Source organism: Sphingomonas psychrotolerans (assembly GCF_002796605.1).
Classification (GTDB): Bacteria; Pseudomonadota; Alphaproteobacteria; order Sphingomonadales; family Sphingomonadaceae; genus Sphingomonas; species Sphingomonas psychrotolerans.
The window spans coordinates 2,853,304-2,864,967 of sequence record NZ_CP024923.1; the positions used below are offsets into that span (position 1 = coordinate 2,853,304).

Below are 11,664 nucleotides of genomic sequence, written 5' to 3' on the forward strand. Positions count from 1 at the left end.
CCCTGAAGGGCTGGAGCGCGAGCGCGCGATACAAATTGCGGCCTTGGCCGGCGGCGCCGGCTGTGGTCTCGCAGGTTTCGAAAACTGCTGCTGCTCGCAGGGCACGCCCGGACGCGTGGTCCGGAAGCTCCACCATCGTCACGCGGCCGGCCGAAAGGGCCTGGCGGGTGGGACGATGGGGAAATTGCCTCATGCGAGCGTCAACCTGAACTGTCGCGGCGGATGTGGCCGCGAATATCGTCCGATACAAGGATCGGAGCGAGCTCTTGCTAGCACCCCCCGCGCCACGCGGCAACCGCGCCAAATACGAATAACCGCGTGCCGCCGCGGCAGGGAATTGCCGGCAATCCGGCAAATTTATGCCGATTAACCAAGCTGTTTCACTTCGGCTTGATGGCCGCCGCCTAAACCGGATCTGTCAGGGAAGACGTGTCTCAGAGTTAGGTATCATGCATTTGGGCTGGACCCCTCATGGCCCGGCGCGGCATATCGCGCGGGTGTTATTCCTGCTTGCCCTCCTCTCCGGCTGGTTGACCGGGGTGCCGAGCTGGGCAGGCGTGGTGCAGGAAGTGCGCGTGCACGGCGACCGCATCGTCGTGAAATTCGACGCGCCGGTCACCCAGGCGAGCGCGTTCCTGCTATCCGGACCGCAGCGGATCGCGCTGGACGTCGCCGGCGCCGAACCCGGCCGGGTCGCGATCGCCGACGGTGCCGTCGCGCGGATCCGCCAGGGCGCGCAGGGCGACGGCGCGCGCGTCGTCTTCGATCTCGCACGGCCGGCGATCGTCACCGAAGGCAGCTTCGCCAGGGACGGCCGCACGCTGACATTGTTGCTCAAGACCGTCGACGACGAACGCTTCGCGCGCGCCGCGGCCGAGCGGCGGATGAGCTTCCTGCCGCCGTTCACGTATCTGCAGCCGGCGCGCCGGCATCCGTACAGCGTGTCTATGGCGCTGCCGAAGCGGGTTTCGCGCGCGCCCTTGCCGCGGATTTACGGCGATGCGGGAAGGCCGCTCGTCGTGATCGACGCCGGGCATGGCGGGCACGATCCCGGGGCACTCTCCCCCGACGGCAGCCTGCGGGAGAAGGAAGTCACTCTGAAGGTCGCCGAGGCGATCAAGGACGCATTGCTCGCCTCGGGCCGGGTGCGGGTCGCGCTCACCCGCGAGGACGATCGCTTCCTCGTGCTCCAGGAGCGCTACGGACTCGCCCGGCGGCTCAAGGCCGATCTGTTCATCTCGGTCCATTGCGACAGCGCCGGCAATCCCGACGCGACCGGCGCGACGGTCTATACCCTGTCCGAAGTCGCGTCCGACAAGGAAGCCGCCCGCCTCGCCGCGCGCGAGAACAAGGCCGACATCCTCGCCGGAGTCGATCTCGGCGTCGCCAGTCCCGACATTTCGTCGATCCTGATCGATCTCACCCAGCGCGAGACGATGAACGCCAGCGCCAATTTCGCCCGTTTGCTGGGTCGCGAGGCGCAGCCGCTGATCCCGATCAAGGCCAATTACCACCGCATGGCCTCGCTGATGGTGCTGAAGGCGCCCGACATGCCGTCGGTGCTGTTCGAAACCGGTTATATCTCCAACCAGGCCGACGCGGCGTTCCTCGCCTCGAGCGACGGGCAGCGCAAAGTCGCGCAGAGCGTTCGCAAAGCAGTGGAAATCCACTTCGCCACGCGCATGGCATCGCGCTGATCGCGTCTCCCCCGGCTCCCTCATGCGCTCATTATAGACGCGAAACGGACGAGTTGATTTCGCAAGCGTTTTGATCGGCTTTCATCGCCCGAGAAAGTTGCTACACCGCACCCCGCATGGCGGACGGCAGCATTTCCAGCGAGAAGGTGACGATCAAGCGCGGAGCTAGCGGAATCCGCGGCTGGTATGGCCGCGTGCATCGCCGCTGGTGGTTCCGGATTCTCGCGTGGCTGGCGCTGCTCGCCGGCCTGTTCTGGTTCCTCGTCTGGGTGCTGATCGCGCGCAACCTCCCTTCGGTCGACAGCTTGCGCGCCTATGAGCCGCCGCTGCCGACCAATGTCCGTTCGGCCGACGGGCTGCCGATCCACAGCTATGCCCGCGAGCGCCGCGTCCAGCTGAGCTATGCCGAATATCCGAAGCAATTGGTCGAGGCCTTCCTCTCGGCCGAGGACAAGACCTTCTTCAGCCACCACGGCATCGACATCCCCGGGCTGGCGCGCGCCGCATTCCAGGGAATCGTCAGCGGATCGACTCCGCGCGGCACCTCGACGATCACTCAGCAGGTCGCCAAGAACCTGCTGATCGGCAACGAAGTCAGCTATCTGCGCAAGGGCAAGGAAGCGATCCTCGCATGGAAGATCGAGAATACGCTCTCCAAGGAGCATATCCTCGAGCTCTACCTCAATTCGATCGAACTCGGCCGCAACGCCGGCGGCGTCGAGGCGGCGAGCCAGGCCTATTTCGGCAAGGAACTGAACAAGCTCAGCCTGCCGCAAATGGCCTATCTCGCGATCCTGCCCAAGGGCCCGGCCAATTACGCGCCCGAACGCCATGAGGATCGCGCGATCGAGCGGCGCAACTGGGTGCTCGGGCAGATGCTCGCCAACGGCTTCATCACCCAGACCGATCATGCCGAAGCCGTCTCCGCGCCGCTCGGCACCGTGCCCCGCCAGACGCCGAAATATGAGCGCGTCGGCGGCTATTTCGTCGAGGAAGTCCGCCGCCAGCTGATCGACAAGTTCGGCGAGAAGTCCGAGGACGGCCCCAACAGCGTCTATGGCGGCGGCCTGTGGGTGCGTACCTCACTCGACCCGCGGCTGCAGCAATATGCCCAGAAGGCGCTTCGCGACGGTCTGCTGCGCTATGATCGCGGGCGCGGCTGGTCGGGGCCGATCAACCATGTCGAAGTGGCGAGCGGCTGGCTTCAGCCGTTCCTCAACACCAATATCGGAGTCGATTACGAGGATTGGCGCGCCGCGGTGGCGATCGCGCGCAACGCCGGCGGCTGGGAAATCGGCTTCGACAACGGCCAGACCGGCACCTTGCCGCGCAGCCTCGCGACGATGCCGGTGCGTGGCCAGGGTGGCGAGGCGTTCGATGCGATCAAGCCTGGCGACATCCTCGCGGTCGCGCCCGAAGGCGCGAGCTGGGCACTCCGCTCGATCCCCAAGGTCTCGGGCGGGTTCGTCGTCGAGGATCCGCGCAACGGCCGGGTGCTGGCGATGCAGGGCGGGTTCGATTCGCGCCTCCAGTCGTTCAACCGCGCCACCCAGGCACAACGCCAGCCCGGATCGACGATCAAGCCTTTGGTCTACGCCGCGGCGATGGAGCAGGGGCTGACCCCGGCGACGATCGTCAACGATGCTCCCTTCTGTGTCTGGCAGGGCGCCGGGCTCGGCAACAAATGCTTCCGCAATTTCGGCAACCAGCGCGGCGCCGGCCCCAAGACTCTGCGCTGGGGCGTCGAGCAGTCGCGCAACCTGATGACCGTGCAGGTCGCCAACCAGATTGGCATGGACAAGGTGGTCGACCTGATCCAGCGCGTCGGCATCTCGAAGCAGAAATTCCCCAATTATCTCAGCTATGCGCTGGGCGCCGGCGAAACGACCGTGCTGCGCATGGTCAATGCCTATTCGATCCTCGTGAACCATGGCCGCGCGCTCAACCCGACGGTGATCGACTTCGTCCAGAACCGCCGGGGCCAGGTGATCTTCCCCGAGAACTGGCGCGCCTGCGATCGCTGCAACGCGCGCGACTATGACGGCGGCGCGATGCCGCGCCCGGTTACGCGCGCCCGGCAGGTGGTCGAGCCGATGAGCGCCTATCAGATCGTCCACATCACCGAAGGCGTGATCCAGCGCGGCACCGCCACCACCTTGCGCGATCTCGGCCGGCCGATCATGGGCAAGACCGGCACCACTTCGGGACCGACCGACGTGTGGTTCGTCGGCGGCACCCCGCAGATGATCGGCGGCCTCTATCTCGGCTATGACAGCCCGACCAATCTCGGCGGCTACGCCCAGGGCGGATCGATCGCCGCGCCGATCTTCAAGCAGTTCGCCATCCCCGCCTTCAAGGATATGGAAGTGCTGCCCTTCACTGCCCCCGCCGGCATCCGCATGGTCCGCATCGATCGCGCGAGCGGCCGGAAAGTGCCCGGCGGCTGGCCGACCAGCGACCCGCTCGCCTCGGTGATCTGGGAAGCCTTCAAGCCCGATGTCGAGCCCCAGCGCCGCCGCCGCGGCGGACAGGAGGGGGAAGCGGCCGAAACCAGGACCGTCCAGAAGAAGGCCGCGCCCGCCACCAGGGCGCCGTCCGACAGCGACTTCTTGCAACGCGAGGGCGGAATCTACTAGCGCCCTTCCTACATAGCGTCATCCCGGCGAACGCCGAGATCTCAGGCCGCGGGCGAACGGCTTGAGGCATGCGGTCCCGGCGTTCGCCGGGACGACGATTGATTTTGAAAGGTTATCCCGATGCGCGCCGAAGCGCAGGCTCATGTCGACAAGATCAAGGCGGCGCTGGCGCTGCTGCGCCGGTTCCTCGATTGGGACCGCGCGCTGCGGCGGCTCGACGAGCTCAACGCGCGTGTCGAGGATCCGACCTTGTGGAACGACGCCAAGGCCGCGCAGGACGTAATGCGCGAACGCCGCCGGCTCGAGGAGGCGATCAGTGCGACGCGCGCGATCGAGACCGAACTCAACGACACCGCCGAGCTGATCGAGATGGCGGAGGCCGAGGGCGACGAGGAAATGGCGAGTGACGGCACCGCCGCGCTCGGCGCGCTCGCCGCGCGTGCCGAGATCGACAAGGTCAAGGCGCTGCTGTCGGGCGAGGCCGACCCCAACGACACCTATGTCGAGATCAACTCGGGCGCCGGCGGCACCGAGAGCAACGACTGGGCGGGCATGCTCCTGCGCATGTACACGCGCTGGGCCGAGCGCCACGGCATGAAGGTCGAGCTGATCGACTATCACGCCGGCGAGCAGGCCGGGATCAAATCGGCGACTCTGCTGATCAAGGGCGAGAACGCCTATGGCTATGCCAAGACCGAGAGCGGTGTGCACCGCCTCGTCCGCATCTCGCCTTATGACAGCGCCGCGCGGCGCCACACCAGCTTCTCGAGCGTGTGGGTCTATCCGGTGATCGATGACGACATCAACGTCGAGTATAACGAAAGCGATCTGCGCATCGACACCTATCGCGCCTCGGGCGCGGGCGGGCAGCACATCAACACCACCGATTCGGCAGTGCGCATCACCCACATCCCCACCGGCATCGTGGTGCAGTGCCAGAACCAGCGCAGCCAGCACAAGAACAAGGCCGAGGCCTATAACCAGCTCCGCGCCCGCCTCTACGAACGCGAGCTGCAGATCCGCGAAACGGCCGCCAATGCCGAGAACGCCAGCAAAACCGATATCGGCTGGGGCCACCAGATCCGCTCTTATGTCCTCCAGCCCTATCAGCTGGTGAAGGACCTGCGCACAGGCGTGACCTCGACTGCCCCGGGCGACGTGCTCGACGGGGACCTCGACGCGTTCATGGCGGCTGCGCTATCGCAGCGCGTGACCGGCGAGACGGTCGAAGTGGAGGATGTCGATTGAGGTCAGCCAGCGCTCTGGGCATTGCCTTGCTGCTGCTCGCCGGATGCGACGGCGGCAGCGCGGGGCCGCGCGAGCGCACGGCGCAGGCCAAAAATACCGGCTTCCCCGCCGCGGATCGCCCCGTCGCGACGATCGTCTCGACCCGCTGGTCGACCGAAGAGGCGCGCGACCGGCTCAACGAGGCGGGGCAGGTGATGAATCTCGCCGGGATCAAGCCCGGCATGACGGTCGCCGATATCGGCGCGGGCGAGGGCTATTACACGATCCGCCTCGGCCAGCGCGTCGGCGACAAGGGCCGCGTCGTCGCCGAGGACATCGTCCCCGAGACGATCGAGCAACTGGCCAACCGCGTGATCCGCGAACGGCTCAACAACGTGAACGTGCGGCTGGGTCTGCCCGCCGATCCGCGCCTGCCCGAGGCGAGCTTCGATCGCGTGCTGATGGTGCATATGTACCATGAGATCGAGAGCCCTTACGAGTTCCTCTGGCGGCTGCGCCCTTCGCTGCGGCCCGACGGACAAGTGATCGTGGTCGATGCCGACAGGCCCACCGAACATCACGGCACCCCGCCCGACCTGCTCAAATGCGAGTTCGCCGCACTCGGCTATGCGCTGGTTTCGCTGCGGCGGATGCCCTCCGCGGGCGGCTATATCGCGATCTTCCGCGCAGAGGGCGCACGCCCCGAGCCCGGCATGATCAAGGCCTGCAAGAGCGGCGCGCGGGCCACCCCCGTGGCGGTGCAGCCGGGCGAGGGATCAGAGTAAGCCGAGCCGGCGAAAGCTGGTGATTCCCCCGCTCGCCACGATCAGGTGATCGAGCAACCGCATCTCTAGCGTCTCCAGCGCCCGGGCCAGCAGCCGGGTCGCCTCGCGGTCCGCGACGCTCGGCGTCGGATCGCCGCTCGGATGGTTGTGCGCCATCACCACCGCCGCCGCGCCGAACGCCAGCGCATCCGCCGCGACGTCGCGGATCGGCAGTACCAGCCGATCGACCGAGCCCGAGCGTGCCTGACGCATCCCCAGCACGCGCTGGTCCGCAGCCAGATAGACGAACGCCATCACTTCGACCGTCTCTTCGGCGAGGCACGCGAACAAAGCGCCCGCGGCGGCGGGATCGGCAAGGCGGCGCGGCGCGGCGAGAGCCTCGATCGGCATCGCCGACAGCTGCCAGCGCCCGGCCGATCGCCGAAGCGCAAGCCGATCCGATTCGGTGTGACTCTGCCGATTCCGGCGTCCGGCGCTTATCCGGGGTAGCAGACCGTCCGTTCTTCGGGATGATCGGCAAAGAACCGCTTGCGCGCGGCCTTGTCCGCGTCGCGGTGCTTCCGGCCGGGCACGACCAGGACCGTCTTGACCTTGAAAGGAACCGCTACCCCATCCTTGATCACCGGGGGGTATCTGGCATCCTTCATGATAGCATTGCAGTACCAGAACCGTTGTTCGCGTTTCATGTTGCCCGCCCCGGTCCGGCACCCGACCGGCGCTCCCTTGGCGTCCACGTCGACAACGGCGTCTGCCCAGAAATCGCCCGGCATCTTCTCGCTCGTCTGCCAGGGATAGGCGTCTCCCGGCGAAAATTTCGGACAGGGATCATCGGCCGCCGCGGGCCCGGCCATAAGGATCGTCGCGCAGAGCGGCAGCAGGAAGAATTTCATGTCGGCAGGCTAACGCGGATCGCTCCGGACGCAAGCATGGGCTCAGCGCGTCCTTGCCGCGCACCCGTCCCTGCCGCTAGGCTCGCATGATGCGTCAATATCTCGACCTGATGGAACGCGCGCTGACCAACGGCGCGGAGACGATGGATCGCACCGGCACGGGGACGCGCTCGGTGTTCGGCCACCAGATGCGTTTCGATCTCGCCCGGGGCTTTCCGCTGCTCACCACCAAGAAGCTCCATATCCGATCGATCATCGTGGAATTGCTGTGGTTCCTGCGCGGCGACACCAATGTCCGCTGGCTGCAGGAACGCAAGGTGAGCATCTGGAACGAATGGGCCGATGCCGAGGGCGAACTCGGCCCGGTCTACGGCAAGCAATGGCGCCGCTGGGAAGCCGCCGACGGCAAGGAGATCGATCAGATCGCCGAGCTGCTCGACCAGATCCGCAACAACCCCGGCTCGCGCCGCCAGATCGTCTCGGCGTGGAACCCCGGCGAACTCCACGCGATGGCGCTGGCGCCGTGCCATTGCCTGTTCCAGACCTATGTCGCGAACGGCAAGCTCAGCCTCCAGCTCTATCAGCGCTCGGCCGACATCTTCCTCGGCGTCCCCTTCAACATCGCCAGCTATGCCCTGCTCACGCATCTGCTCGCGCAGCAGGCCGGGCTCGAAGCCGGCGAGTTCATCTGGACCGGCGGCGACTGCCATCTCTATTCGAACCATCTCGAGCAGGCGCGCGAGCAACTCGCCCGCGCGCCCGGCCCCCTGCCCCGGCTCGAGATCCTGCGCAAAGCACCTTCGATCGACACCTATGAATATGAGGATTTCGTGATCCACGATTATGAAGCGCAGGCGCATATCAAAGCGCCGGTGGCGGTCTGATGCGCACGTTGATCGCGATCCTTCCGTTCCTCGCTCTCGCCGGCTGCGGCGCGCAGGAGGAAATGCCCAAGGTCCAGACGGTCGAGATAGTGAAGAGCTACCCGCACGACTCGCAGGCCTTCACCCAGGGCCTGTTCTACGACGGCGGCCTGTTCGAGAGCACCGGCGAGGAAGGCACGTCGGGCATCCGCAAGGTCGATCTCGCCAGCGGCGAAGTTTCCGCGCAGGCGCCGCTGGCTGCGCCCTATTTCGGCGAGGGGATCGTCGGATGGAAGGACAAGATCTACCAGCTGACGTGGAAGGACCAGAAGGGATTCATCTACAACCGCAAGGATTTCAGCCCCGCCGGCGAGTTCGCCTATAAGGGCGAAGGCTGGGGCCTGACGCACAACGGCAAGTCGGTGATCTTGAGCGACGGCACCGCGACCTTGCGCTTCCTCGATCCCGAAACGCTGGCGCAGCAATCGACGCTCGACGTCACTGCCAATGGCTGTCCGGTCAAGCAGCTCAACGAACTCGAATGGATCCAGGGCGAGATCTGGGCGAATGTCTGGCAGACCGATCTGATCGCCCGGATCGATCCGGGCAACGGCAAGGTGAAGGGCTTTGTCGACGTCGCTTCGCTCGGCCCGCCCACCCCCGGCATCGACGAAGTGCCCAACGGCATCGCTTATGATGCCGCGGCGAAGCGCATCTTCGTCACCGGCAAGATGTGGCCCCAGCTCTACGAGGTCCGGGTGAGCGACGGCCCGGCCAACGGCGCGGCGCAGGATCAGGCGGCGGCGCTGATGCGCTGTCAGCCGGGCTGAGCCGAGAGGTGCCGCGCGTCACCTTCCACCTCGCCCGCGCCGACAATGGCGTGATCGGCAAGGACGGCAAGCTGCCCTGGCACCTGCCCGCCGATCTCAGGCGCTTCAAGGCGCAGACGATGGGCAAGCCGATGGTGATGGGGCGCAAGACCTTCGAGAGCTTCCCATCGCCGCTGCCCGGCCGTCGCCACATCGTGCTGACCCGCGACACCGGCTGGTCGGCCGAGGGCGCTGAAATCGCCCATTCGCCGGAGGACGCGCTGGCACTGGCGGGCGACGAGGTCGCGGTGATCGGCGGGGCGGAGATATTCGCGCTGCTGCTAGACCGCGCCGACCGGATCGAGCTGACCGAAGTCCATGTCGACGCCGAGGGCGATGCGACCGTGCCCGGCTTCGGCACCGGCTGGCGCGAAGTGGCGCGCGAGGAGCATGCGAGCGAGGCGGGGCGCCCTGCGTACAGCTTCGTCACGTTGGAGCGGGCGGCATGAAGAAGATCCTGTGGGCGCTCGCGGCGCTGCTGGTGATCGCCGGAATCGGCTTTTTCGGAATCGCCCCGCCGATCGTCGAGGCGGGGATGAACAAGGTCGAGCCCGCGGCCCTGCCCAAGGTGAGCGCGCAGACCCGGCAGCTCCACGCTTCGCTCCAGATCGTCGACATGCACGGCGACACCCTGCTGTGGCGCCGCAGCCTGCTCGATCGCGCCGCGCGCGGGCAAGTCGATCTGCCGCGGCTGATCGACGGCAATGTCGCGCTGCAGATCTTCTCGTCGGTGACCAAGACGCCCAAGGGGCAGAATTACGATTCGAACGGCGCCGACACCGACAACATCACGCTGCTGACGGTGGCGCAGCTCCAGCCGGTGCGGACATGGGGCTCGCTGCTCCAGCGCTCGCTGTGGCACGCCGAAAAGCTCGATCGCGCGGCGGCGGGGTCCGGGGGCAAGCTGCGGGTGATCCGCACGCCGCAGGAACTGGACCGGCTGCTCGCCGATCGCGCGGGCGGCGGCAAGGTCGTCGGCGGAATGCTGTCGATCGAGGGTCTGCAGGACATCGAGGGCCGGCTCGGCAATCTCGATCGGCTTTACGCCGCGGGCTTCCGCATGGCCGGGCTCGCGCATTTCTTCGACAACGAAGTCGCGGGGTCGATGCACGGCGTGAAGAAGGGCGGCCTCACCCCGCTCGGCGTGCAGGTGGTGCGGCGGATGGAAAAGCTCGGGATGATCGTCGACATCGCCCATTCGAGCCACCAGAGCGTCGCCGAGATACTCGCCATGGCGCGGCGGCCATTGGTGTCGAGCCATGGCGGGGTGCAGGCGACGTGCAAGGTCAACCGCAACTTGACCGACGAGGAGATCCGCGGCGTCGCCAAGACCGGCGGCGTGATCGGCATCGGCTATTGGGACGCGGCGATCTGCTCGACTGCGCCGGCGGCGATCGCGCGGGCGATCGCGCATGTCCGCGATCTGGTCGGGATCGATCATGTCGGGCTGGGTTCGGACTTCGACGGCGCAGTGACGACGGGGTTCGATACCGCGCAACTGGCCGCAGTGACGCAGGCGCTGGTCGATCGCGGCTTCGCGCAGGACGAGATCCGCAAGGTGATGGGCGGCAATGTGCTCCGCGTGCTCCGCGCGGGGATGGCCGGGCAATAACGCCCTCTCCCATCGGGAGAGGGAAGGAGGCCGCCGCAAAGCGGTGGGAAGGGTGAGGGTCGAGTCGGCACCTATTCCCGCCCCGCCCTCACCCAACCCTCTCCCAAAGGGAGAGGGCTTTTAGAATGCCCCTCCCCTCTCTATAGCCCCTCCATGGAGCGACTGGACAACGGCTCGCCGGTGCCGGCGCATCTTCGCGGCGGGATCGTCGCATTGGGCAATTTCGACGGGTTTCACCTCGGGCATCAGGCCGTGGCCGGCCGCGCGATCGCGCGTGCGCGGGCCGAAGGGCGCCCGGCGATCGTCGCCACCTTCGATCCGCATCCCAAGCGCTTCTTCCAGCCGCAATCGGGGCATTTCCGGCTGACCACGCTCGATCAGCGCGCGCGGCTGTTCGCCGCGGCGGGCGCCGATGCGATGCTGGTCTTCAATTTCGCTTCGGCGATGGCAGGCCTCAGCGCCCGGCAATTCGCCGAGCAGCAATTGATCGCGATCATCGGCGCCGGCGGCGTGATCACCGGCGACGACTTCACTTTCGGCAAGGGACGCGAGGGCGACGTGGCGACGCTGGCCGCGCTCGGCGGCGCGCTCGGTTATTCGGCCGAAGTCGTTCCCCCGGTGGCGCTCGACGGCGAGACGGTCTCGTCGAGCCGCATCCGCCAATATCTCGGCGACGGCGATCCGCGCGGCGCGGCGCGGCTGCTCACCCGGCCGTTCGCGATACAGGGACCGGTGCAGCACGGGGCCAAACTCGGCCGTCAGCTCGGCTATCCGACCGCGAACATGGACCTCGCCAACTATCTGCGCCCCGCTTACGGTATTTATGCGGTGCGGGGGCGCTTGGCCGATGGGCGCATGCTGGACGGTGTCGCCAATCTCGGCATCCGTCCGAGCATCGAGCCGCCGGTCGAACTGCTCGAGAGCTATTTCTTCGATTTCGCCGGCGACCTGTACGATCAGGTGATCGAAATCTCGCTGATCGACTATCTGCGCCCCGAGGCGAAATTCGATTCGATGGAAGCGCTCAAGGTCCAGATGGACGCGGACGCCGCGAAGGCGCGCGCGGCGCTCGCCTGACTCCTTCG

The 11,664-nt window shown here is 66.8% G+C and carries 11 protein-coding genes; 9 read left to right on the plus strand and 2 right to left on the minus strand.

What is annotated here, in order from left to right; all coding sequences use genetic code 11:
- Positions 1 to 449 precede the first annotated feature (449 nt).
- The 4 genes from CVN68_RS12775 (at position 450) to CVN68_RS12790 (ending at position 6,345) form a co-directional block, all read left to right on the plus strand.
- Positions 450 to 1,697 carry an N-acetylmuramoyl-L-alanine amidase gene (locus CVN68_RS12775; RefSeq protein ID WP_100282546.1) on the plus strand — a complete coding sequence of 416 codons (1,248 nt, stop codon included), beginning with the start codon at positions 450 to 452 and terminating at the stop codon, positions 1,695 to 1,697.
- Between the two features lie 116 nt (positions 1,698 to 1,813).
- The gene (locus CVN68_RS12780) at positions 1,814 to 4,333 is read left to right on the plus strand and encodes a penicillin-binding protein 1A (protein ID WP_100282547.1); all 2,520 of its coding nucleotides are present in this window, start codon (positions 1,814 to 1,816) and stop codon (positions 4,331 to 4,333) included.
- Between the two features lie 120 nt (positions 4,334 to 4,453).
- Positions 4,454 to 5,581, plus strand: coding sequence for a peptide chain release factor 2 (gene prfB, locus CVN68_RS12785; protein ID WP_100282548.1), 1,128 nt, complete (start codon positions 4,454 to 4,456; stop codon positions 5,579 to 5,581).
- Positions 5,578 to 6,345, plus strand: a complete 768-nt coding sequence (locus tag CVN68_RS12790; protein ID WP_100282549.1) for a class I SAM-dependent methyltransferase — start codon at positions 5,578 to 5,580, stop codon at positions 6,343 to 6,345. The genes prfB and CVN68_RS12790 overlap by 4 nt, the downstream gene beginning before the upstream one ends.
- Here CVN68_RS12790 and CVN68_RS12795 read toward each other — a convergent pair.
- Positions 6,337 to 6,735, minus strand: coding sequence for a JAB domain-containing protein (locus tag CVN68_RS12795; protein ID WP_100282550.1), 399 nt, complete (start codon positions 6,733 to 6,735; stop codon positions 6,337 to 6,339). The two genes, CVN68_RS12790 and CVN68_RS12795, sit on opposite strands and share 9 nt — an antisense overlap.
- 86 nt (positions 6,736 to 6,821) lie before the next feature.
- Entirely contained in the window at positions 6,822 to 7,235 is a 414-nt protein-coding gene (locus CVN68_RS12800) for a hypothetical protein (protein ID WP_100282551.1), read from the minus strand.
- 89 nt (positions 7,236 to 7,324) lie between these two features.
- Between CVN68_RS12800 and CVN68_RS12805 the strand changes: the two genes are divergently transcribed.
- From CVN68_RS12805 to CVN68_RS12825, 5 genes are all read left to right on the plus strand, one after another.
- Positions 7,325 to 8,119: a thymidylate synthase gene (locus tag CVN68_RS12805; RefSeq protein ID WP_100284387.1), complete on the plus strand. Its 795-nt coding sequence runs from the start codon at positions 7,325 to 7,327 to the stop codon at positions 8,117 to 8,119.
- Positions 8,119 to 8,928 carry a glutaminyl-peptide cyclotransferase gene (locus CVN68_RS12810; protein ID WP_100282552.1) on the plus strand — a complete coding sequence of 270 codons (810 nt, stop codon included), beginning with the start codon at positions 8,119 to 8,121 and terminating at the stop codon, positions 8,926 to 8,928. Before CVN68_RS12805 ends, CVN68_RS12810 begins: the two co-directional genes overlap by 1 nt.
- An 8-nt stretch (positions 8,929 to 8,936) precedes the next feature.
- The gene (locus CVN68_RS12815; protein ID WP_100282553.1) at positions 8,937 to 9,416 is read left to right on the plus strand and encodes a dihydrofolate reductase; all 480 of its coding nucleotides are present in this window, start codon (positions 8,937 to 8,939) and stop codon (positions 9,414 to 9,416) included.
- A complete protein-coding gene (locus tag CVN68_RS12820) occupies positions 9,413 to 10,579 on the plus strand; it encodes a dipeptidase (protein ID WP_100282554.1) in 1,167 nt (388 codons plus the stop codon). Before CVN68_RS12815 ends, CVN68_RS12820 begins: the two co-directional genes overlap by 4 nt.
- 153 nt (positions 10,580 to 10,732) lie before the next feature.
- Positions 10,733 to 11,656, plus strand: a complete 924-nt coding sequence (locus CVN68_RS12825; protein WP_100282555.1) for a bifunctional riboflavin kinase/FAD synthetase — start codon at positions 10,733 to 10,735, stop codon at positions 11,654 to 11,656.
- The last annotated feature ends 8 nt before the right edge of the window (positions 11,657 to 11,664 follow it).